This window comes from Gallaecimonas pentaromativorans, from assembly GCF_003751625.1.
In the GTDB taxonomy this organism is placed as follows: Bacteria; Pseudomonadota; Gammaproteobacteria; order Enterobacterales; family Gallaecimonadaceae; genus Gallaecimonas; species Gallaecimonas pentaromativorans.
This window is the reverse complement of sequence record NZ_RJUL01000011.1, coordinates 1-19,590: the sequence shown is the minus strand read 5'-3', so window position 1 is coordinate 19,590 and position 19,590 is coordinate 1. Positions and strand designations below refer to the sequence as shown.

Genomic DNA, 19,590 nt, shown 5'->3' with positions numbered 1-19,590 from the left:
GATTAAGTTCTTTATATAGCGAAAATACAAGGCATCAACACGATAATGTCGAGGCCCTTATGAAACCCCTGAATATCCTTGGTATTGCCGGCAGCCTGCGCAGCCAATCCTATTCCCACGCCGTACTGGCCAGTCTTGCGGACATGCTGCCAGCCGGCAGCACCTTCAAGCTGCTCGATATCGGCGCCCTGCCCTATTACAACCAGGACCTGGAAGCCGGCCAGCTACCAGACAGCGTCAAGCAAGCCAGAGCCTTGGCAGCCAATGCCGACGCGGTGTTGTTGGCGGTGCCCGAATACAACCACGGCGTCCCCGGCGTATTGAAAAACAGCCTGGACTGGTTGTCCCGCCCCTTTAAAGCCAGCCCCATGGCCGGCAAGCCGGTATTTTTTGTCACCCAGTCCGAAGGTGGCCTTGGCGGAGTACGTGCCCAGTACCAGCTGCGCGAGACGCTCTCCTCCATGCTCTGCGTGCTGCCGCCCATGCCGGAAATGGCCATCACCTTTGTCCACCAGAAGGTCAAAGACGGCAAGCTCAGCGACGACGCTACCCTGAGCTTTATCGGCGCCCAGCTGAACGGCTTTTTGGCCGGGCTCTAAGGAGGCGTGATGCAATATCTGTTGGCACTGTGCGCCGGGCTCTCTGCCGGGGCCTTTTTCACCTGGCTGAAATTGCCACTGCCGGCGCCGCCGACGCTCAGTGGGATCATCGGTGCCTTTGGGGTCTTTCTGGGGGCGGTGTTGGTCAATCTCGCCAGGCGCCACTTCGGCCATTAAAAAAGCCCGCTCAGGCGGGCTTTTTGGCAACTTGGATAAAGTCTTTGTCTTCCCGCACCACCTTCAGGCCGGTGCCTTTGATGGCCACCTTTACTGCTTGGCGGATGGTCATGTAACCCTTGACGGGGTTGGGCTTAACGGCGCCGGTTTGCGCCAAATCGGTCTCGATAAAACAACCGGTGGCGTGGGCCAGTTGCTGGGCCAATTCATCAAAGCGCGGCGCCTTGATATCGTACTTGGCCCCCACATCGCAGGTGCCGCCCAGATCCACTATCCAGGGTTTATTGGCCGAACAACCGGCCAGGGCCAATAAGGCCACCAGGGGGAGTAGTCGCCGGGTCATGGTTACCTCCAATGGCGCCATGCTAAGCCGCCTTGCCCAAACCTTGACTGACCCTCACACCGCCTGGCCGGCGGCCCAGCCGGAGCTCCAGGCCCACTGGAAGTTGTAGCCCCCCAGCCAGCCGGTAACGTCCATCACTTCACCGATAAAATAGAGCCCCGGCACCTGCTTGCTCTCCATGGTTTTGGAGGACAACTCATCGGTATCCAGGCCCCCAAGAGTCACTTCGGCGGTGCGATAACCCTCGGTGCCGTTGGGGTGAACCCGAAACTCGCCAAGCGCTGTGGCCAGCTTTTTCATGCGCCCGGCATCCAGGGCTTTTAGCGGCATTTCGCCGTCGATGGCGCCATGTTCGCCCAATATTTCCACAAGACGTTTGGGCAGCAACCGCGCCAGGGCGGTTTTTAACGCCTGGTTGGGGTGCTTGGCCGCCATCTTGCCAAGGGCGTCACTGATATCCAGCCCCGGCAACAGGTTGAGGGTCACATCCTGCCCTGGCTGCCAGAAGCTGGAGATCTGCAAAATGGCCGGGCCCGACAAACCGCGGTGGGTAAAGAGCAGCGCTTCTTTAAAGACAGTGCCGTCTTCGCTGTGGGCGCTGACCGGCAAAGACACCCCGGCCAGCTCGGCAAATTTATCCAAATCAGGTTTGTCGAGGGTAAAGGGCACCAACCCGGCGCGGGTGGGCAGTATGGCCAGGCCAAACTGCTCGGCTATCTGGTAGCCCAAAGGGGTGGCGCAGAGCTTGGGCATGGACAACCCCCCGCAGGCCACCACCAGACTCTGGCAGGTCACCGCCTCGCCATTGACCTTGAGGCTAAAGCCAGCGGCGGTCTTTTCAATCTGGCTAACCTGGCTTTTGAGCTGCACCTTGGCGCCGGCCCAGTCACACTCGGTGAGCAGCAGCTGCACTATGTCTTTGGCCGAGTCGTCGCAAAACAGCTGGCCCAAGGTCTTTTCGTGATAGGCGATGCCGTGGCGGTCCACCAGCTCGATAAAATCGTGCTGGGTAAAGCGGGCCAGGGCTGATTTCACGAAGTGGGGGTTGCGGCACAGGTAGTTGGCCGGGCTGGCAAATAGGTTGGTGAAATTGCAGCGCCCGCCGCCACTGATGAGGATTTTCTTGCCGGCCTGTTTGGCGTGATCCACCACCAACACCTTGCGGCCTCGGTAACCGGCCTGGGCGGCGCACATCAAACCGGCGGCGCCGGCGCCAATGATCACAACGTCAAACTGGGCCATGGGGCTCCCCTCTCAATCAGGGCCGCTAGTCTACACAAGGCCGGGCAAGAAAAAACCACCTCTGGGAGGTGGTTTTTTCATCACCAAGCGGCAATGCGACTCAGGCGCTGAGTTTGGCCACCGCGGCTTGCAGCTCGGCATCAATCGCGGCGTTGGTTACCTGGCCGCTGGCCATATCGAAGTTGTCGAAGAAGCTCGCTACCGACACCGCCGCTTTGACGTTACCGCCAAAGAAAGGGGCCGAGGCTTGGGCCGCCGCCAGCACCGATTTGGCGCCACCGGGGCCAGGGGAGGTGGCCAAGTAAAGGGCGGGCTTTTCATTGAACAGGTTACGGTCGATGCGGGTGGCCCAGTCAAAGAGGTTCTTGTAGGCCGCCGGATAATGGCCGTTGTGCTCGGCGTAAGAGATAACAAAGGCATCCGCCTCTGCAAGGTCTGCCAAGAAGCGCTTGGCGCCGTCGGCCTGGCCGATTTCCTTTTCCAGATCCTGGCTGAACATGGGCACGTCGTAGTCGCGAATGTCCAAGACCTTGACCTCGGCGCCGGGCACCAGGCCGGCGGTGTACGTGGCCAGGGCTTTATTGATGGAGGTTGAGCTGTTGCTGGCACCGAAGGCAATGATTTTCATGGCAAATGTCTCTGTCGTTACGCTGATGCCTTAACGTTATCGTTCTAAAGCCATCTCCACAATGACAAAAAATACCCCTGTACATTCGATTTTGTGAAACAAAAAGCCGGCCCTGAGGCCGGCTGCAACGTACAAGGTTAGGCAGCGCCGGGTTCGCCGGCCGGCCGCCCAAAGCCCTCGGGCAGGGACTCGATATGCAGGGTCTGAGTGGGGAAGGCGCAATCTGCCCCCAGTTCGTGGATGATGTGGATGATCTTCAACATCACATCCTGCTTCACCTGGTGGTACTCGGCCCACACCGTGGTTTTGGTGAAGGTGTAGATAAAGAAATCGAGGCTGGAGGGGCCGAAGGCGTTGAAGTTCACCATCAGCGTCTTGTGCTGGTCGATATCCGGGTGGTTTTCCAGCATTTCCTTCACTTTGGCTACCACATCGCCCATTTTGTCGGCATCTTCGTAGCGGATACCGATGGTTTCGTTGATGCGGCGGTTGAGCATCCTTGACGGGTTTTCCACCGAAATTTGGGTGAACACCGAGTTGGGCACATAGAGCGGTCGCTGGTCGAAGGTGCGGATTTGGGTGACCCGAAAGCCGATACGCTCCACCGTACCCTCGATTGGCCGGTCAGGGCTGCGGATCCAATCCCCTACCTTGAACGGTTTGTCAAAATACACCACCAACGAGCCAAAGAAGTTGGCCAGCAAATCCTTGGCGGCCATACCGATCACCAGGCCACCAACCCCACCCAGGGCCAGGATGCCGGAGATATTCACTCCCAGGGTCTGGAACAGGGTCAGCAGGAACACCACGATGATGGAAGCTTTAAGCAGCTTGCCAACCGCCTGCACCGTGGTGATGTCCCGGCCACGGCGGATAAACTCATGCTCGCCGCCGTTGGTGAGGCGCCACAGGCTCCAGGCGATCAGGCACTCGAACAGCACCTTGCGCAGCACCGGCAGGTAATTGGCCAGCTCCGAGTCGATGCGGCCCGCCACCGTTTGCGCCACCATGGACACGCCCACCAGCAAAATCAGCCAGTTAACCGGGCCGTTGAGGCTGTCCCAGAGCATGTCGTCCCAGGTGGAAGAAGACCGGCCCACCAGGTTCACCAACCGCTTGGCTACCACCCGCCACAGCACCGTCACCAGCAGGGTGACGGCGATAATCACCAGCACATCTACCAGCCAACCTTCGCCCAGCCAGTCGGTCATGGCGCGGTACAGGCTTTGCCAAAGGGATTTCAGTTGAGCCATCAGAGTACCGCCAGCACCACTTCCGCCTTGGAGTTCTCAAAGGTCTTGGGGGGCTCGACGTTAAGCAGCGTTACCACGCCGTCCTCTACCACCATGGCGTAGCGGCGCGAGCGCAGGCCGCCAAAGGCGCCGGTGTCCACATCCAGGCCAAGAGCTTTGGTAAAGCTGCCATCGCCGTCGCCCCACATCAGCAGTTCACTGGCATTTTGAGCCTTGCCCCAGGCATCCATGACAAAGGCATCGTTCACCGCCAGACAGACGATGGCGTCTATTCCCTTGGCTTTAATCTCATCAGCCAGCACCACATAACCGGGCAGGTGCGCGGCGCTGCAGGTTGGGGTAAAGGCGCCGGGCACCGCAAACAGCACTACCTTTTTGCCTTTGAAAAAGTCCTGGGTATGCACCTCGGCAGGCTTGCCGTCGATCATCTGCTGCACACTGGCAGCGGGGATATTGTCACCAACCTGGATCATGTTGCGCTCCTTGAGGAAAAATCTGCAAAGAGCCTACCCCAGGCCACTGATAGCCGCCACCCCGGGGCGCGCTGTCATTAAGGCAACACAGCAAATGCAGTTGCCAAATGAAACATCTAAATTACAATTGATAAATAAAAATTTATCAATCAAGAAGATGCCCCCGACACATTCCCTCTTCCACCGCCGCAACGGGTTGATCGCGCTGCCACTGCTGGTGGGTTTTTACTGCTACCTGTGTTGGCGGCCAGGCACCTTGGTGGAGTCGTGGCTCGGGATCTATTGGCCAGCTGCCAGCCAGGGGCTAGACAACCTGCGCCAATGGCTTTTGCTCCCGAAAATTCCTGTTATCAGCGCCGTGCTGCCCGATTTTTGCTGGGCCTTCGCACTCACCGCCTCCCTTGCTCGCCTCGGCCACCAAAAGCCCTGGTGGGCGCTGAGCCTGGCCCTTGGCACCGAGCTGACCCAATGGCCAGGCTGGCTGCCGGGCACCTTCGATTGGCTGGACATGGCAGCAATATCGCTGGCCGTGCCGGCGGCACACTTTCTTTCAAACTCTGCAATGGAGCAAAACCATGACCCTATGGAAAACCCTGGCCTCGCTGGCCGTTAGTGCCCTTTTCATTCTGCTGGCCGCGGGCTCAGCCAGCGAACCGGCTTCCTACGACACCACTAACTGGTCGCCGGTGAAAGTGCCAGGCGGCGTGGTGGCCAATAAAGACATCAAGATCGTCGCCGAAGACGGTAGCTTCACCCTGCAAGGTGGCCAGCGCTTCACTACCCCCTTTGATATCTACGGCTGGAAAAACAGCAATGCCTTCGCCAGCGACGATAAGCTGCTGGAGAACTACAACAATGCCCTGGCTAGTGGCGCCCGCAAGGTTCGCATCTATCAGCAGGGGATCAGCGAGCCGCTCTATGGCGTATTACTGTTCAATCAGGCCGTTGTCAGTGCCCACGGCCCCGGTGCCCGCTCCTACATGGTGCAGATCCCAGAAGACAAACTGACGGCGGCCCGTAATGGCGTTACCTCGGTAGCCTTTGAGCGCATGTACTGGACCGCCTCCTGGAGCAGCGGCTCCAAGAGCGAGAAACACTGGTACGGCTGGGCACTGTGGATGTCGGCCTATCCCTTTTAAGGAATCGCCATGAAAAGCTATCTGTTGCTGGCTACCCTGCTGCTCTCAGCCACCGCCCAGGCCGAGCCGACACTGCGCATCGGCAACACCTGGTTTGCCATTCCGGCCGACTGCATCCCGTCACGCACCCTTGGCGCCAAGCAAGACAGCAGGGGCTTTGGTGCCAGTGAAGACAAACGCGGCTTTGGCAGCGGTGCCGACCAGCGTGATTTGGGCGCCAGCAGCGACAAGCGGGCCTTTGGCAGCAGCGCTGATAAAAGAAGTTTCGGTGATGACAAAGACAAACGCGGCTTCGGCGCCGACGCCGGCGATCGCGCCTTTGGGGATGACGCCGGCCAACGCGATTTTGGCAGTAGCGCCGACCAGCGGACGCTCGGCAGCGACGCAGATAAACGCGGCTTTGGCAGCGCTGCCGACGGCCGCGCCTTGGGTAGCGAGGCCGACCAACGCACCTTGGGCAGCGATGCCGATAAACGCGGCTTTGGCGCCGACCAACAGGTACTCAAATGCAAAAAGCTCAGTGACGACAGCGGCTTTTACCTCGTTGCCGTCAGCCCCCAGGCCGATGTTGGCCTGGCTTCCCCCCTCAACGGTGAAGTGAAATGGGACGGCAGCCGCTGGCTGGTACTGACCGACGACCTGAGCCTGGCCCTTAAATAGGGTAGATATCGAAGCGGTTTTTCTTGGTGGGCACAGAGGAAGCAGGCTTCACCCCAGCCAAAGGCTCGGCATAATCGGGCCTTTTTACTACCACCTTAACGCGCGCTGCCGCCCTGGCGGCCGCCAGCAGCGCATCGGCATCCAAGTCGGCCCCCACCAGGGTCTGGAAGATGCGCATTTCCTTTTTCACCAGCGCCGACTTTTCCCGGTGCGGGTACATCGGGTCCAAGTACACCACATCGGCGCGAAGACTCGGCAGCACATCCAGCGAAGGCCCGAAATGCAGCGTCATGCGGGCGGCGATATCGTCCACCTCGCTGCCCCTGGCGCGCTCAAGGCCATCTTCCAACAAGGCGGCTACCGCCGGGTGGCGCTCCACTAAAGTCACCATGCAGCCCAGGGTAGCCAGCACAAAGGCGTCGCGGCCAAGGCCGGCGGTGCCGTCAATCACCGAAGGATTGGCGCCCTTTTTCAGCCCCACCGCCTTGGCAATGGCCTGGCCCCGGCCGCCACCAAACTTACGCCGGTGCGCCGCCGCCCCTTCCACAAAATCGACAAAAATGGCCCCCAGCTTGGGCTCGTCGGTCTTGCGAAGCTCCAGGCGAGTTTCGGTGAGCACCAACACGCAAGGGGCCTCGCCAAGCTCTGCTGAAAAGCCGTAGCGCTGGCGCAATAACTCGGCCTGGGACTCGCGGGCGGGACTTTCGCAGATAAGAGGCACGGCCATGGGTTTCTCCTGTTGGGCGGGGCAAGTCTACTGCCCTGCCCGGCTGGCGACAACGGCCCCAAGCATTAAATAAACAATTTACTTTACAAAACAAGTGAAGGGAGCCAGATTAAATAAACAAATAACTTTGTAAAAGGAATTGCCTCATGACCGCGCCCTATGTCGAACACCAGAACATCACGGTGCCGAACCTGTCCGCCACCATTGACGCCCTGCTGGCGCTGTTCCCGGCCTGGCGGCTTCGGGCCCGACGCCGCGAATTTATCCAGCCTACCTTCGGCAACCGCCCCTTTGAGCTGGACTGGGCCCATGTGGGCACCGAGCACAGCTATCTGGCGTTGCAGGCTCCGCCAGATAACGCCGATTTCATTCCCAACCCTCAGCCTTACTTCAGCCACCTCGGCATTGTGGTGACCGATCTGGCTGCCTGCCTGCAACGGGCCGAACGACTGGGGTTATTAGCCAAGGAAAGCCCGCCTCACCCCGGCCGTAGACGGGCCTATGTGCAGGTAGCCACCGGCTTGATGTTGGAGCTGATTGAATACCAAACCGAAGATCAGGCGCTGCGCCACAGCTATAGCTAAATCCAAGGAACGAGCCATGAACCTTAACCAAGTCACCCTGCCGGTCCACGACCTGGCCCTGGCCAACCGTTTCTATCTGGACCTTGGCTTTACCCAGATAGTCGATAGCCCGCATTACGCCCGCTTCGCCTGCCCTCAGGGGGAAGCCAGCTTTTCGCTGATAGAGCAAAGCGCACCCTGCACCAACAGCGCTGTTATCTATTTTGAATGTGAAGATCTAGATGCCCAGGTGGCACGGCTTAAAGCCAAGGGGATCGCCTTTGAACAAGAGCCCCAGGACCAGCCTTACTTGTGGCGAGAAGCGGTACTGAAAGACCCGGCCGGTAACAAGATCAAACTGTTCTGGGCAGGTCAAAACCGGCTCAATCCCCCTTGGCGGGTCAACATTCAAGGCGTGCAACAGCCAGCCGCCGGAAAGGAACGTTCATGAACACCATCACCCTGCTGGGCAGCGCCCGCGGCAACGGCTACACCGCCGCCCTGTGCGAGGCCATTGGCTTTAAAACACTGAATTTGAACGACTATCAGATAAGGCCCTATGACTATCGCGGTGATGGCCGCGGCGATGACTTTCTTGGGCTAATCGAAGAGCTGCTGCGCCATGACCGCATCCTCTTGGCCAGCCCCCTGTACTGGTACAGCATGAGCGGCCCGATGAAGGTGTTTTTGGACCGCCTTACCGATCTGTTGAACCACCACAAGGCGCTAGGGCGACAATTAAGGGGCAAGGCAGCCGGGGTGATTGCCAGCGGTGGCGCCAGAGTGCCCCCGCCCTGCTTTGAAGAGCCGTTTAGGCTGACTTTTGACTACCTTGGGATGCATTACCAAGGCATGAGTTACCTGGACACCAGCAAAGGCCTGGACGGCGCCATGCTGGCCAAGGTGGCCGCCAGCCACCCCTTCAAGGCCGACTACGCCTTGGCAACCAGCGGGAACTGGGCAAACGCCACCCCGGCCTGACCGCTTTGCATGAAATTGCGGATATTGGCGTGGTCGCTGCCGCCAGGGTTACCCAGCACGTCCTCGCGGTAAAAGCGGCCAAACAGGGCCAGGGTCTGGTCTTTATCCAGCTCAAGGTATTGGCCAAGGGCCAGCAGCTTGCACGAACCGTTGTTCTGGCCCGCCTCATTGTTCACCTCGCCGTTGCCAAAAGCGCTGGGGGTGAACACGAACTCGGCATCGATAAGGGCGATAACGTCGGCAAATTCAATGGTGTCGGGGCTGGTAGCCAGTTGCGCCTTGAGCGCATCCAAAGAAGCAAAAGACATGGGGTTCCTTACAGCCAAGGCGTTAATTGGCCAGGTTATCCCCCACCGAATAGGCGATGGTCTGGCTGATCTCGTTAAAGCTGCGGCCGGATTCTTGCTGCCAGGCATTAAAAGCGGCCTGAATAGCCTGCTGGGATTTCTGGCTGGTAACGCCGCCATCGAAAATGGCGGTGTGCTTGAGGTACTGCTCCACATCCTGGCTCAGCATAAAGCAGTCCACCCCCAACCGGCGCAAGGCATAAGGCCCGGTGTTGCCGCCCAGGCGTTTGCCGTGACGCTTGAGATACTGCCAAAGCCCTACCAGATCGCTACTGGGCCAGGCCTTGAGCCAAGCCACAGCGCTGCCGTGCTTGTCGGCCAAATCAGCCAGCATCTGGGCGTTTTCGCGGATGGTCATCACCTTGGAGAGGTTACGGATGATGCGCGGGTCCTGGGCTTTTTGCTCCCACATTTCATCGGGGAGCAGCAGCATTTTCTCGATATCAAAGCCAAAAAACAGCGCCTCGAAATCCGGCCACTTGTTCTCTACTACCCGCCACACAAAGCCGCTTTGGAAGATCTGGCGGGTAAACGCCGCCAGCAGCCGGTCGTCAGTGAGGGTATCGAGAGAGCCGTAGTGGGCCGGTGGGCGCAACAAAGATTCAAGGGCGGCGTCGCCGCCCTTACGGTCTGAGGCGCGCGCCCAGATTTTGGCAAAGGGCTCGCGCATCAGGCCGCTATCCCGCTGTGGCGCAGCAGCGACTCAACCGACGGCTCGCGGCCACGGAAGGCCTTGAACAGTTCCATCGGTTCTTTGGAGCCGCCCTGGCTGAGGATGCAGTCGAGGAAGTCCTGCCCGGTTTTGGGGTTGAATACCCCTTCTTCCTCGAAGCGGCCAAAGGCATCGGCGCTCAGCACCTCGGCCCACTTGTAGGAGTAATAACCGGCTGCGTAGCCACCGGCAAAGATGTGGGCAAAGCCGTGCTGGAAGCGGTTGTAGCTGGGTGGTACCGATACCGCCACCTGGCTGCGCACATCATCCAAAATGGCCTGCACTCGCCCGCCCTGGGCCGGGTCGTACTCGGCGTGCAGGCGAAAATCGAACAGGGAAAACTCCAACTGCCGCAGCATCTGCATGGCACTTTGGAAGTTGCGGGCCGCCAGCAGGTTGTCCAGCAAGGATTGGGGCAGCGGCTCGCCGGTTTCGACATGGCCGGAGATGATGGCCAGCGCCTCCGGCGCCCAGCACCAGTTTTCCAGGAACTGGCTGGGTAGCTCTACCGCGTCCCAGGGCACACCGTTGATGCCGGCTACCTCGGACACCTCCACCTTGGTCAACATATGGTGCAGGCCATGGCCGAACTCGTGGAACAGGGTGGTGACTTCGTTGTGGGTAAACAGCGCCGGTTTGCCGCCGATGGGCCGCGAGAAGTTACAGGTGAGATAGGCCACCGGTTTTTGGCGAGAGCCGTCCGGAAGAACGCGGCTGCCACGGCAGTCGTCCATCCAGGCGCCGCCGCGCTTGCCTTCACGGGCGTAGAGGTCGAGGTAGAAGCTGCCCAGATGCTCGCCGTCTTTGTGGATCTCGAAAAAACGCACCTGCGGGTGGTAGAGGTCGACGTCTTTACGTTCCTGAATCTCGATACCGAACAGCTTGTTCACCACCGCAAAGAGGCCGGACACCACTTTGGTTTCTGGGAAATAGGGTTTGAGCTTCTCGTCGCTCACCGCATAGCGGGCTTCCTTGAGCTGCTCGCCGTAGTAGCCAGCATCCCAGGATTTGAAGTCTTCACAGCCTTTGCTGGCGGCAAAGGCCTTGAGCTCGTCCAGATCCTTTTGGCCCTGGGCCTTGGAGCGGCGAGCAAGATCGTTCAAGAAGCTCAGCACCTGATCGGTGCTTTGGGCCATTTTGGTGGCCAGGCTCAGCTCGGCGTAGTTGGCAAAACCCAGCAGCTGGGCCAGCTCATGGCGCAGCGCCAGGATTTCGTCCATCAGGGCGCTGTTGTCGAACTGGGCATCGCCCTGGTCGGAGGCGCGGGTGCAGTAAGCCTGGTACATCTCTTCGCGCAGGGCGCGGTTGTCGGCGTAGGTGATAACCGCCAGGTAGACGGGGATATCCAGGGTCAGCAGGTAGCCGTCTTTGCCTTTGCTTTGGGCCATTTCGCTGAGCATGGCCTTGGCGTCATCCGGCAGGCCAGTAAGCTCCGCTTCATCAACGATGTGCTTTTGCCAGGCTTGGGTGGCATCCAGCAGGTTGTTGGAGAACTTGCTGGAAAGCTCAGACAGCCGCGCTTTGATTTCGCCATAGCGCTGCTTTTTATCGTCGGCGAGATCAACGCCGCCCAGACGAAAATCGCGCAGGGTGTTGTTCACGGCCTTTTGCTGGGCCGCAGAAAGCGTGGCAAAGGCGGGGCTGTCAGCCAGTTTTTTATAGGCGGTAAAAAGGCCCTGGTGCTGGCCAACCCAGGTGGAGAATTCGCTGAGCAGCGGCAGGCAGGACTCGTAGGCTTCGCGCCACTGGGGGCTGCTCATCACCGAATTGAGGTGCGACACCGGCGACCAAGCCTTAGCCAGGCGGTCGTTGCTTTCTTCCAGGGGTTCAATCAGGGTCTGCCAACTGGGCTCATCGGTGCTGGCCACCACGGCTTCAACGGCGCTTTTGCATTCGGCCAGCAAGGCTTCAACGGCAGGCTTGATATGCTCAACCTTGATGGCACTGAAAGGGGGCAGGACAGGATTTTCTAATAACGGATTCGACATGATGATTTCTCTTTGTCCAGGTCTTACTCACATGAGGCCAGACTCAGAGAAATCAAGGGGTAAGGCTACCCCTTAAAGTTTCTCAAAGTCTTTTTTCAGCTGATATTCGCTGTCGGTAACGATGCGCTCCAGCGCCGCTACCCGCTCTTTGAGCTGGACCATCTCCCGGTTCAATTCAGGGTCCGGCTGGCTGGTTTGGCTGGCCTTGCTGGCCATCCAGGCACGGATGATGCGCCCCAATGTGACCACGATAACCACCGATAAAATAAAGACAAAGACGTTCATACCATCCTCCCGATATCGATGAACCTACTTTACCTTATATTCAGGTTGCCAAAACCAGCCGACATATTTGTTTACCCTTTTGCCTCGGTGCGCATGGTGACGAACTCTTCGGCGGAGGTGGGGTGAATGCCGATGGTGCTGTCAAACACCGCCTTGGTGGCGCCGGCCTTCATGGCCACCGCGAAACCCTGGGTAATTTCACCCGCCTCTGCCCCCACCATATGCAGGCCCACCACCCGGTCTGAGGCCCTATCGACAATCAGCTTCATAAAGCTGCGCTCGCTGCTGCCAGACAAGGTGTGTTTGAGGGGCCGAAAATCGGATTTAAAAAGGGCGATATCGCCGTACCTTTCTCGGGCCTGGGCTTCGGTGAGGCCCACCGTGCCCACATTGGGGTGGGTAAAGACGGCGGTGGGAATGGTCTCGTAGTCCATCACCCGGGTGCCGTCGCCAAACAGCTGGTTGACCACCGTCATCGCCTCGGCTAGGGCCACCGGGGTGAGCTGGAAGCGGTCAATCACATCGCCAAGGGCGTAGATGCTGGGCACGCTGCTTTGAAAGCGATCATTGACCTTGATGGCGCCGCTTTCACTGAGCTCAACGCCCACGGCTTCGAGGCCCAGATTCATGGTGCGCGGCACCCGGCCGGTGGCAAAGAGCACTTGGTCAACTTCCAGCGACTCGCCGTCGTCCAGTTGCAACAGCAGGCCGGTGGCGGTTTTCTCGATGGCGGCGACGTTGTTGTTAAAGCGAAAGGCAATGCCGTCTTTGGCCATTTCGTCGGTCACAAACTGGCGGATGTCTTCATCAAAGCCGCGCAGCAGTTTGTCTTTGCGGTAGATCTGGGTCACCTGGCTGCCAAGACCATGGAAGATGGAGGCAAATTCAGAGGCGATATAGCCGCCCCCCACCACCGCTAGGCGCGCCGGGAACTGGGCCAGGTCAAAAATCTCGTTGGAGGTGATGGCGTGTTCTTTACCGGCGATATCGGGCACGAAGGGCCAGCCACCCACCGCCACCAGAATGCGCTCGGCGCTGATGTCGGTACCGGCAACGGTAACAGTGTGGGCGTCTTTGATGGTGGCAAAGTCGCGGTAAACCGTGACCTTGGCGCCGTCCATCAGACCGTCGTAAATGCCGTTGAGGCGGGAGATCTCGGTGGCGCGGTTGGCTTTGAGCTGTTGCCAGTCAAAGGACGGGCGCGCCGATTGCCAGCCAAAGCCGCGGGCATCAATAAAGCCGTGGCCGTAATCGGCGGCGTAGGCGTAGAGTTTTTTCGGTACGCAGCCTAAGTTGACGCAGGTCCCGCCCATGGCGCTGCCTTCGGCCACCGCGACCCGGGCGCCGGTGGCTGCCGCCATGCGGCTGGCCCTGACGCCACCGGAGCCGGCGCCGATGACAAAGAGGTCGTATTGGTATTGGGACATGCTGCTCTCCAAGTTTTTGCTGTGACCAGGCCACGTTAGCGTGAGGGCATTATGCCGAAACTTGCCCGCTTTCGCTGCCGTTGCCTCAGATTGTCATAATCGTTAAGATGCGCGGCTAGATTTTGTTCAAGGACAATGTAAGGACGCTGTAGATGGACAAGGATGCTGTATCCCGCCCGGGGCGCCGCCCCAAGCTCGACAATTCCGAACTCACCAAAACCGGCTTCTGGGTTGGCCAGGTGTTCATGCTGATCGCCACCGTACTGGGGGTATTCCTCGCTTCCCAGGAAGGACTTAGCCAGGCCATCACCTTCAGTGACCTGGACGACCAGCAAAAGAACTATTACCTGCGCCGCTCCTTGCACGACGAACTGGCCGACAACATCAAGCTGGTGCGCCAGTACGCTGACGTTATCAAGGACCAAAGCCCCATGCACTTCAAGCGCTACCACCCGCGCCTGCAGTTTTACGTGTGGGAGAGCATGAAGTACAACCCCAACACCCTGCAGACCCCCAGCGAGTACATCGCCGGCGTGCGCCGCTATTATGCCGAACTCGAAGAAATCATTGATAACGGCGAGCACATGAGTTTTAGCACCGGTTACTTCCTGCAACAGCTTAAAGAAAAAACCGACGCCGCCGAACAAACCACCCTCAAGGGCCTGGAACAAAACATTCAGGGTCTTAAAGGCGACTTACAAAAATCCGGCATCTCAGTGGAGTAACCCCAACCCATGAAGAACTGTCCCCATTGCCAAACAGCCAAGCTGCAACCCACCCGCTATCACGGTGAAGAAGTCGACGTCTGCCGCCAATGCGGTGGCCTGTGGTTTGATAAAGGCGAACTTGACCAAGTATTGGCCGCCGCCGATGACGACTACGACAAGGTCGAAGTAGAAAGTGCTCCGGGCTACGATTTGGGGAAAACCACCCTCAAATGCCCCACTTGTAGCGAACTGATGGTGCGCAACCACCTGTTGCCGGGCTACGAAGTGGAAGTGGATCGCTGCCCCAATGGCCATGGGCTTTGGATAGACAAAGACGAGTTGGAAGAAACCCACAACGCCAGCCAGCTGCACAGCCACCTTGGCCAGCTGAACGGCAAGGTAAACTGGAAGACCTGGGTGTTCCAATTCCTGACCCAGATGCCGGTGGAATACAACATCAAGCCTAAGCGACGCCCCTGGATGACCTGGCTGCTGGTATTGGTAAACAGCCTTATTTTCATTGCCGGCATCCTCTCGCCGGAGCTTGGTGAGCTGTTCTATGGCGGCGCCATGGTGCCCAACGAGGTCAGCCACGGCGAGCACTTAAGCGCGCTTATTAGCAGCCAGTTTCTGCACGGCAGTTGGATGCACCTTATTGGCAATATGTACTTCCTGTGGCTAACCGGCGACAACCTTGAAGATGCTCTGGGCCATTGGCGCTTTTTGGGGCTGTACCTCCTTTGCGGCCTGGCTGCGGCCCTGGCCCAAACCCTGATTGACCCAGCGTCGGTTATCCCCACCATTGGTGCCTCAGGTGCCATTGCCGGCCTGTTTGGCATGTACCTGCTGTGGTTTCGCAAAGCCAGCATCACCTTCATGTTCTTTGTCTACCAGAAGAAGCTGCCCCCTTGGGTATTCTTCCTGATTTGGGTGGGCATCAACATTCTTGGCATGGCGACCGGCGGCCAGGGCGTAGCCTACATGGCGCACCTGGGCGGCTTTGCCGCTGGCCTGCTGCTGGGTTGGGCCTTGCTGGGCTGGGTGCGACGCCGCTACCCGGTATTGCTGGTACTGGACCATCCCAAATTGATGGTCTCTCGTTGACCAAACCGGGCCCAGGCCCGGTTTTTTGCACTGATTCATTTGCTGTAGCTGTAAAAAGAAGGACCCGACCATGGCAACAAACTCCCCCAAACGCCGCCCGAAACTGGACAACTCGGAACTGGTGAAAACCGGCTTCTGGGTAGGGCAAATCTTTATGCTGATGGCCACCGTGCTGGGTGTGTATCTCGCCTCGCAACAAGGCCTGAGCCAAGCCATCGCCTTTAGCGACATCGACGATCTGCAAAAGAACTATTACCTGCGCAGCTCACTGCATGACGAGCTGGCCGACAACGTGCAGGTGATCCGCGATTACATCAAAGCGGTGAAGGAAGACAAACCTTACGATCTGAAGCTCTACCACCCACAGCTGGAGTTCTATATCTGGGACGCCATGAAGTTCAACAGCAACACCCTGCAAACCCCCAGCGCCTACCTCTCGGCGGTGCGCCGTTACTACAGCCAGATTAAGCACCTGATAGACAGAGGCGAGCACCGCACCTATGGCCGTGACTACTTCCTGGATCTGCTGGCCAAGAAGACCGATGCCATCGAGCAAGGGGCGCTCAAGGACCTGGCCGCCAACACCGCGGCGTTGAAGCGGGACCTAAACGCCAACAACGTTGCCGTTGAGTGAGGCAAATTGAGACTTTTCTTCCTGCATTCAGGGAGATAGACCCTTGCCAGGGCCGGGCCGCTGGCCATAATAACGCCTCAATTCAAGACGCACGGATGTGGTTGTTATGGAAAGCGAGCAAAAAACCCGGCCCCGGCTGGATAACTCCGAGCTGGTAAAAACCGGCTTTTGGGTCGGCCAGGTTTTTATGCTGCTGGCCACCGTGCTGGGGGTTTACCTGGCCGCCCAGCAGGGCCTGAGCCAGGCCATTACCTTCAGCGATATCGACGATCAGCAAAAAAATTACTACCTGCGCCGCTCGTTGCACGACGAACTAGCCGACAACGTGCGTATCGTCCGCGAGTACGCCGATGCGGTGGAAAAGGAACGGCCGTTCGACCTCACCGAATATCACCCCAGGTTGCAGACCTTTATCTGGAACAACATGCGTTATTCCGACCAGACCCTGCAAACTCCCAGCGAATTTCTCACCGCCGCCCGGCGTTTTTATGCCGGCGTTGACGAACTGGTGGGTAAAGGGGAAAAGGCCATTTATGCCCGCGCCTACTTTGTGCCCCGGCTGCGGGCCCTGGCCGATGACATGGAGCAGCACACCCTCAAGGACATGCAGGCCGACACCGACCTGCTCAAGGCGCAGCTAGCCAGCCTCGGGGTGACCGTCAATTAACCTTTGGCGTTGCCGTAGAGCTGCTCGGCGCGGTTGAACATCACCCAGGATGTGAGGATGTATTTGTCCCCCGACAGGGGGGCGTTACCCCTGTGGCTATGAGTAAAGCCGGCCGGGGCGATAACCATGCGGCCTTTTTTGGGCTGCACCCGGTGGCGCTGGTAGAAGAACTCGGTCTCGCCGCCATCGGCCACGTCATTGAGGTAATACATCCACAGCAATACCCGGTGCAGTGGCTCGTTGTGAGGCGACTGGGGGAACACCTCGGAATGCCAATGGGGGTAACCACCGGTTTGCTGCTGGTAATGTTGCAGGTTGATATAGCCGCTGCGGTAGAAATGGCGCACCAGGGCATCCAGGTTGGGGCGCCCGGCCTCCAGGTAATTCTCGGGGGTGAGGGTGACCGGCTGGCCCGTTGCCGGGTGTACCACCTGAGGCGATACCGCTCCCATCAGCAGCATAAAATGCTTGTCCAGATAGGCGCGGATATGGGGATAGGTCTGCGCCATGATGGCCTGGTGCATGTCCTGCCAGTGCGGGTGCCTGTCCAAGGTGATGTCGCGGCTGCGCTTCTTGCTGGTATCAACGCCGCCACCGGTGAGGCCCGGCGCCACCGCCGGCTCTTCGGCAAAGCGGGCCAGCAGCGTGTCACAAAGGTCGGCCGGCAAGGCATTGTCAATCACTTCAATAAATTGCATGGTCTTTTAACTTCCCTATCCAGAGCCCCTACCTTGCCTTGCCCCCCGGCAAATGAAAAGGAAAAGGCGGCCTTGGCCGCCTCTTGTTCAGCCTCAAGGGCAGGCCTTGTCAGCCACCCTCCACATCACCGGCTCCCAGAACTGCGACTTGTAGGTCTTGAAGCGGTTCTCGGGAAGAAACTTCGCTGCCATGTAATAGACCTTGTTGGGCTCGACATCGATGGTCAGCAGCTTGGCGTTCTCCATCCCCATACCGCGATGAGACAGGCGGTAATCGGTAATGAGCTCATGCAGGGCTATGGTGTGGCGCCCAGGGGACAGCTCGAAGCTGTCGATGGTACGCAGTACCCCCTTGCCGTCGATACTGTTCACATAGGCAGGGTAGAGGTCGCGGGCCTGGGGCGGAGTAAAGAACACCGATACCCGGCCACACTGGCCATGGTCGACGGCGGCAGTGGCGGCTTTAGGCTGGATCTCCAGGCGCCAGGCGGGGATCACTTTGACGTGTACTTCGGTAGAAAAACTGCTCTTCTCCTTGCCCCTTTGCACCTGCACGCTAAGGGCGGCGCCGTTTTCCAGCTCATTGAGCTGGGCCAGCACGTCCTTGAGTTCGCGTCTGTTGGTCAGCTTGCCATTAACCGACAACACCTTGTCGCCTTTTTGAATGCCCATCTGGGCGGCGTCGGAACCCGGTGTTACCGCCACCACCTCGAAATCCTTGTTCATCACCGCGCCCCAGTCGTAAAAGCGCCGGGCAGGCTCTTCCAGTACCTGGTGTTTGATGTTGCCGTCGGTCTCTGCCGCCATCACAGCCGCCCGAGCCCGCTCTCGGGCCAACTGCTCGGCGTCGTTATCGGCCGCCAGGGTCGGCAGCGAAGTCAGGGCCAGTAAGCCCAACAACCAAAGTGCTCTCATGATTACTCCTCAGGGCGTGATGCCATGTCATCAAGGATCTGCTGGCGCCGCTGCCACTGGGCATTGAGCGCCTGGTCGGAATCGCCATAAAGGTAAGCCTGCTGCAATTGCCGATCTTGCTGGGTCAATTCGTAAGGCACAATGGTGCCGGCCACCTCAGGCTTTGGCCAAAGCAGCAGTGCCAGCAGCGCCACCGCCGCCGAGCCCGCCCAAGGCCATATCCGCACCGGATGCTTGAGCACGCCGTCAATGCCCTGCCACAAGGCTTCATCCAAGGGTTGGCTGGGTAGTCGCTGTAAGCGGACTGCTAAGTGCCGCTCAAAATCCTGTTCAGCCTGCATCTTGCCAATCTCCATTACTTGCCCAGACCGCCAGTTTTGCCAGGGCCCGGCGATAACGCTGGCGCACCGCCGCTTCCTTCATGGCAAAAAGGGTAGCCAGCTCTCGGTGCTCAAAGCCTTCTACCGCATAGAGCCAAACCAGCGCCCGCTCCAGATCCGGCAGCCGGACCAGCAAGGCATCGATATCGTCCAGTACCGCCAGTTGCTCGGTGGCATTGCTCCAGTCCGGCGCCAATTCGGCGCTGTCGAGGCTTTGGTCAAGGCGCCGCCCTTTAAAACCGTCGAGCGCCAGGTTGACCACCAGCCTTTTCAGCCAACCACCAAAAGCGCCGGGCTCGTGCAAGGACGGCAAGGCCGTGAAGGCCTTGATAAAGGCGTCTTGCACCAGATCCCGCGCATCCGCCTCATGGCGGGTCATCGCCAACGCCAGGCGATAAACCGGGTCGTAGAACACCTCGAATAGCTGGCGCTGCGCCCGGCGCTGCCCTTTGGCGGCACGCCGGATCACGTCTTTGTCGATGTCCCTTGCAAAGCCCGTCGCCACAGCTTCTCCACTGGATTTTGGTCATAAGACGATAGCAGCCACCAAAGTGTGACAACCAAAGGCACAAAAAATCTGTCTGTGGACAGACAGTTGCCTGAAAACACCGCGCCGCCCAGCGTCAATGCAAGGCGCATCAGGAAAGGAGCCTAGCTGTCGAAAGATGGCAATGAGGAAAGATTAATGAGGTCGCACAAGGAGTCTGGCGCTAATGAACGCCTGGTAGAAGCTAACGAAGCGGCGGCGACAAGCGCGTCGGGAACCGGCGCTTGGACGTGCGCAGCACGGTCCCGCAGGGACGACGCACAAGGACGTGCGTCGCCATGCCACACCGCTTGCGGCGATGGCCGTGATGGGCGGGTGGGCGCCGTTGGGCGCTATAAACGAAAAAACCCCAGCCGTAAGGCTGGGGTTCTTCGTTTATTAGGTGCCTGGCGGT

General features: G+C 59.0%; 26 protein-coding genes and 1 pseudogene. 12 read left to right on the top strand and 15 right to left on the bottom strand.

Annotated elements, in window-relative coordinates; all coding sequences use genetic code 11:
• Positions 1-59 precede the first annotated feature (59 nt).
• Both EDC28_RS17335 and EDC28_RS17330 read left to right on the top strand, forming a co-directional pair.
• On the top strand, positions 60-599 hold the full coding sequence (locus EDC28_RS17335; protein WP_123422438.1) for an NADPH-dependent FMN reductase: 540 nt from the start codon (positions 60-62) through the stop codon (positions 597-599).
• Between the two features lie 9 nt (positions 600-608).
• Complete coding sequence (locus EDC28_RS17330; RefSeq protein ID WP_083445856.1) at positions 609-776, top strand: XapX domain-containing protein; 168 nt, start codon at positions 609-611, stop codon at positions 774-776.
• Positions 777-786: 10 nt separating this feature from the next.
• Here the strand turns inward: EDC28_RS17330 and EDC28_RS17325 are convergent, their stop codons facing one another.
• The 5 genes from EDC28_RS17325 to EDC28_RS17305 all read right to left on the bottom strand — a co-directional run bounded on the left by EDC28_RS17325 (position 787) and on the right by EDC28_RS17305 (position 4,715).
• A complete protein-coding gene (locus EDC28_RS17325; protein WP_123422529.1) occupies positions 787-1,119 on the bottom strand; it encodes a hypothetical protein in 333 nt (110 codons plus the stop codon).
• A 54-nt stretch (positions 1,120-1,173) separates the two neighbouring features.
• Complete coding sequence (locus EDC28_RS17320; RefSeq protein WP_123422437.1) at positions 1,174-2,361, bottom strand: BaiN/RdsA family NAD(P)/FAD-dependent oxidoreductase; 1,188 nt, start codon at positions 2,359-2,361, stop codon at positions 1,174-1,176.
• 100 nt (positions 2,362-2,461) lie between these two features.
• Positions 2,462-2,989, bottom strand: a complete 528-nt coding sequence (locus EDC28_RS17315) for an NADPH-dependent FMN reductase (RefSeq protein ID WP_123422436.1) — start codon at positions 2,987-2,989, stop codon at positions 2,462-2,464.
• Between the two features lie 137 nt (positions 2,990-3,126).
• On the bottom strand, positions 3,127-4,242 hold the full coding sequence (locus EDC28_RS17310; RefSeq protein ID WP_123422435.1) for a mechanosensitive ion channel family protein: 1,116 nt from the start codon (positions 4,240-4,242) through the stop codon (positions 3,127-3,129).
• Positions 4,242-4,715, bottom strand: coding sequence for a peroxiredoxin (locus EDC28_RS17305; protein ID WP_123422434.1), 474 nt, complete (start codon positions 4,713-4,715; stop codon positions 4,242-4,244). The genes EDC28_RS17310 and EDC28_RS17305 overlap by 1 nt, the downstream gene beginning before the upstream one ends.
• Before the next feature lie 157 nt (positions 4,716-4,872).
• Here EDC28_RS17305 and EDC28_RS17300 point away from each other — a divergent pair, with 157 nt between their 5' ends.
• Genes EDC28_RS17300 through EDC28_RS17290 form a run of 3 tightly spaced genes read left to right on the top strand, consistent with a single transcriptional unit; the run spans position 4,873 to position 6,514 of the window.
• Positions 4,873-5,328 carry a hypothetical protein gene (locus EDC28_RS17300; RefSeq protein ID WP_123422433.1) on the top strand — a complete coding sequence of 152 codons (456 nt, stop codon included), beginning with the start codon at positions 4,873-4,875 and terminating at the stop codon, positions 5,326-5,328.
• A complete protein-coding gene (locus EDC28_RS17295) occupies positions 5,291-5,854 on the top strand; it encodes a hypothetical protein (RefSeq protein ID WP_050658977.1) in 564 nt (187 codons plus the stop codon). Before EDC28_RS17300 ends, EDC28_RS17295 begins: the two co-directional genes overlap by 38 nt.
• Before the next feature lie 9 nt (positions 5,855-5,863).
• Positions 5,864-6,514: a hypothetical protein gene (locus EDC28_RS17290; RefSeq protein WP_123422432.1), complete on the top strand. Its 651-nt coding sequence runs from the start codon at positions 5,864-5,866 to the stop codon at positions 6,512-6,514.
• On the opposite strand, the pseudogene EDC28_RS17285 reads toward EDC28_RS17290, so the two are convergent.
• A pseudogene (locus EDC28_RS17285) lies at positions 6,507-7,142 on the bottom strand (class I SAM-dependent methyltransferase); the annotation flags it as partial. The gene EDC28_RS17290 and the pseudogene EDC28_RS17285 sit on opposite strands and share 8 nt — an antisense overlap.
• Before the next feature lie 245 nt (positions 7,143-7,387).
• Here EDC28_RS17285 and EDC28_RS17280 point away from each other — a divergent pair.
• The 3 genes from EDC28_RS17280 to EDC28_RS17270 are packed head-to-tail and all read left to right on the top strand — an operon-like array spanning position 7,388 to position 8,785.
• Positions 7,388-7,825 (top strand): VOC family protein, encoded by a 438-nt coding sequence (locus tag EDC28_RS17280; protein WP_050658980.1) that lies wholly within the window; start codon positions 7,388-7,390, stop codon positions 7,823-7,825.
• A 16-nt stretch (positions 7,826-7,841) separates the two neighbouring features.
• Entirely contained in the window at positions 7,842-8,255 is a 414-nt protein-coding gene (locus tag EDC28_RS17275; RefSeq protein ID WP_123422430.1) for a VOC family protein, read from the top strand.
• Entirely contained in the window at positions 8,252-8,785 is a 534-nt protein-coding gene (locus tag EDC28_RS17270) for a flavodoxin family protein (RefSeq protein ID WP_123422429.1), read from the top strand. The genes EDC28_RS17275 and EDC28_RS17270 overlap by 4 nt, the downstream gene beginning before the upstream one ends.
• Here the strand turns inward: EDC28_RS17270 and EDC28_RS17265 are convergent.
• From EDC28_RS17265 to gorA, 5 genes are all read right to left on the bottom strand, one after another.
• The gene (locus EDC28_RS17265) at positions 8,737-9,093 is read right to left on the bottom strand and encodes a HopJ type III effector protein (RefSeq protein WP_123422428.1); all 357 of its coding nucleotides are present in this window, start codon (positions 9,091-9,093) and stop codon (positions 8,737-8,739) included. The genes EDC28_RS17270 and EDC28_RS17265 overlap by 49 nt on opposite strands.
• A gap of 22 nt (positions 9,094-9,115) precedes the next feature.
• Entirely contained in the window at positions 9,116-9,802 is a 687-nt protein-coding gene (locus tag EDC28_RS17260) for a DNA-3-methyladenine glycosylase I (protein WP_123422427.1), read from the bottom strand.
• Entirely contained in the window at positions 9,802-11,832 is a 2,031-nt protein-coding gene (prlC, locus tag EDC28_RS17255) for an oligopeptidase A (protein ID WP_123422426.1), read from the bottom strand. The genes EDC28_RS17260 and prlC overlap by 1 nt, the downstream gene beginning before the upstream one ends.
• Before the next feature lie 72 nt (positions 11,833-11,904).
• Positions 11,905-12,117 (bottom strand): hypothetical protein, encoded by a 213-nt coding sequence (locus tag EDC28_RS17250; RefSeq protein WP_050658986.1) that lies wholly within the window; start codon positions 12,115-12,117, stop codon positions 11,905-11,907.
• 71 nt (positions 12,118-12,188) lie between these two features.
• Entirely contained in the window at positions 12,189-13,544 is a 1,356-nt protein-coding gene (gene gorA / locus EDC28_RS17245) for a glutathione-disulfide reductase (RefSeq protein ID WP_123422425.1), read from the bottom strand.
• Positions 13,545-13,696: 152 nt separating this feature from the next.
• On the opposite strand from gorA, the gene EDC28_RS17240 reads away from it, so the two are divergent.
• The 4 genes from EDC28_RS17240 (at position 13,697) to EDC28_RS17225 (ending at position 16,656) form a co-directional block, all read left to right on the top strand.
• The gene (locus EDC28_RS17240; protein WP_050658988.1) at positions 13,697-14,269 is read left to right on the top strand and encodes a hypothetical protein; all 573 of its coding nucleotides are present in this window, start codon (positions 13,697-13,699) and stop codon (positions 14,267-14,269) included.
• Between the two features lie 9 nt (positions 14,270-14,278).
• On the top strand, positions 14,279-15,355 hold the full coding sequence (locus EDC28_RS17235) for a rhomboid family intramembrane serine protease (protein ID WP_050658989.1): 1,077 nt from the start codon (positions 14,279-14,281) through the stop codon (positions 15,353-15,355).
• Positions 15,356-15,425: 70 nt separating this feature from the next.
• Entirely contained in the window at positions 15,426-15,989 is a 564-nt protein-coding gene (locus EDC28_RS17230; protein WP_123422424.1) for a hypothetical protein, read from the top strand.
• A 106-nt stretch (positions 15,990-16,095) separates the two neighbouring features.
• The gene (locus EDC28_RS17225) at positions 16,096-16,656 is read left to right on the top strand and encodes a hypothetical protein (protein ID WP_123422423.1); all 561 of its coding nucleotides are present in this window, start codon (positions 16,096-16,098) and stop codon (positions 16,654-16,656) included.
• Here the strand turns inward: EDC28_RS17225 and EDC28_RS17220 are convergent.
• From EDC28_RS17220 to EDC28_RS17205, 4 genes are all read right to left on the bottom strand, one after another.
• Entirely contained in the window at positions 16,653-17,354 is a 702-nt protein-coding gene (locus EDC28_RS17220; protein WP_050658992.1) for a 2OG-Fe(II) oxygenase, read from the bottom strand. The two genes, EDC28_RS17225 and EDC28_RS17220, sit on opposite strands and share 4 nt — an antisense overlap.
• Positions 17,355-17,447: 93 nt before the next feature.
• Positions 17,448-18,269, bottom strand: a complete 822-nt coding sequence (locus EDC28_RS17215) for a PDZ domain-containing protein (RefSeq protein ID WP_123422422.1) — start codon at positions 18,267-18,269, stop codon at positions 17,448-17,450.
• Positions 18,270-18,271: 2 nt separating this feature from the next.
• Positions 18,272-18,610 carry a hypothetical protein gene (locus EDC28_RS17210; RefSeq protein WP_123422421.1) on the bottom strand — a complete coding sequence of 113 codons (339 nt, stop codon included), beginning with the start codon at positions 18,608-18,610 and terminating at the stop codon, positions 18,272-18,274.
• Positions 18,600-19,154, bottom strand: coding sequence for an RNA polymerase sigma factor (locus tag EDC28_RS17205; RefSeq protein WP_123422420.1), 555 nt, complete (start codon positions 19,152-19,154; stop codon positions 18,600-18,602). The genes EDC28_RS17210 and EDC28_RS17205 overlap by 11 nt, the downstream gene beginning before the upstream one ends.
• Positions 19,155-19,590 lie beyond the last annotated feature (436 nt).

Bases quoted from the DNA above. Each gene is read 5' to 3' on its own strand.
- EDC28_RS17210 (WP_123422421.1), bottom strand. From the start codon at position 18,610: ATGCAGGCTGAACAGGATTTTGAGCGGCACTTAGCAGTCCGCTTACAG.
- EDC28_RS17335 (WP_123422438.1), top strand. From the start codon at position 60: ATGAAACCCCTGAATATCCTTGGTATTGCCGGCAGCCTGCGCAGCCAA.
- gorA (WP_123422425.1), bottom strand. From the start codon at position 13,544: ATGTCCCAATACCAATACGACCTCTTTGTCATCGGCGCCGGCTCCGGT.
- EDC28_RS17305 (WP_123422434.1), bottom strand. From the start codon at position 4,715: ATGATCCAGGTTGGTGACAATATCCCCGCTGCCAGTGTGCAGCAGATG.
- EDC28_RS17215 (WP_123422422.1), bottom strand. From the start codon at position 18,269: ATGAGAGCACTTTGGTTGTTGGGCTTACTGGCCCTGACTTCGCTGCCG.
- EDC28_RS17235 (WP_050658989.1), top strand. From the start codon at position 14,279: ATGAAGAACTGTCCCCATTGCCAAACAGCCAAGCTGCAACCCACCCGC.
- EDC28_RS17330 (WP_083445856.1), top strand. From the start codon at position 609: ATGCAATATCTGTTGGCACTGTGCGCCGGGCTCTCTGCCGGGGCCTTT.
- EDC28_RS17230 (WP_123422424.1), top strand. From the start codon at position 15,426: ATGGCAACAAACTCCCCCAAACGCCGCCCGAAACTGGACAACTCGGAA.
- EDC28_RS17220 (WP_050658992.1), bottom strand. From the start codon at position 17,354: ATGCAATTTATTGAAGTGATTGACAATGCCTTGCCGGCCGACCTTTGT.
- EDC28_RS17280 (WP_050658980.1), top strand. From the start codon at position 7,388: ATGACCGCGCCCTATGTCGAACACCAGAACATCACGGTGCCGAACCTG.
- prlC (WP_123422426.1), bottom strand. From the start codon at position 11,832: ATGTCGAATCCGTTATTAGAAAATCCTGTCCTGCCCCCTTTCAGTGCC.
- EDC28_RS17310 (WP_123422435.1), bottom strand. From the start codon at position 4,242: ATGGCTCAACTGAAATCCCTTTGGCAAAGCCTGTACCGCGCCATGACC.
- EDC28_RS17300 (WP_123422433.1), top strand. From the start codon at position 4,873: ATGCCCCCGACACATTCCCTCTTCCACCGCCGCAACGGGTTGATCGCG.
- EDC28_RS17225 (WP_123422423.1), top strand. From the start codon at position 16,096: ATGGAAAGCGAGCAAAAAACCCGGCCCCGGCTGGATAACTCCGAGCTG.
- EDC28_RS17265 (WP_123422428.1), bottom strand. From the start codon at position 9,093: ATGTCTTTTGCTTCTTTGGATGCGCTCAAGGCGCAACTGGCTACCAGC.
- EDC28_RS17240 (WP_050658988.1), top strand. From the start codon at position 13,697: ATGGACAAGGATGCTGTATCCCGCCCGGGGCGCCGCCCCAAGCTCGAC.
- EDC28_RS17320 (WP_123422437.1), bottom strand. From the start codon at position 2,361: ATGGCCCAGTTTGACGTTGTGATCATTGGCGCCGGCGCCGCCGGTTTG.
- EDC28_RS17275 (WP_123422430.1), top strand. From the start codon at position 7,842: ATGAACCTTAACCAAGTCACCCTGCCGGTCCACGACCTGGCCCTGGCC.
- EDC28_RS17290 (WP_123422432.1), top strand. From the start codon at position 5,864: ATGAAAAGCTATCTGTTGCTGGCTACCCTGCTGCTCTCAGCCACCGCC.
- EDC28_RS17295 (WP_050658977.1), top strand. From the start codon at position 5,291: ATGACCCTATGGAAAACCCTGGCCTCGCTGGCCGTTAGTGCCCTTTTC.
- EDC28_RS17260 (WP_123422427.1), bottom strand. From the start codon at position 9,802: ATGCGCGAGCCCTTTGCCAAAATCTGGGCGCGCGCCTCAGACCGTAAG.
- EDC28_RS17270 (WP_123422429.1), top strand. From the start codon at position 8,252: ATGAACACCATCACCCTGCTGGGCAGCGCCCGCGGCAACGGCTACACC.
- EDC28_RS17325 (WP_123422529.1), bottom strand. From the start codon at position 1,119: ATGACCCGGCGACTACTCCCCCTGGTGGCCTTATTGGCCCTGGCCGGT.
- EDC28_RS17315 (WP_123422436.1), bottom strand. From the start codon at position 2,989: ATGAAAATCATTGCCTTCGGTGCCAGCAACAGCTCAACCTCCATCAAT.
- EDC28_RS17250 (WP_050658986.1), bottom strand. From the start codon at position 12,117: ATGAACGTCTTTGTCTTTATTTTATCGGTGGTTATCGTGGTCACATTG.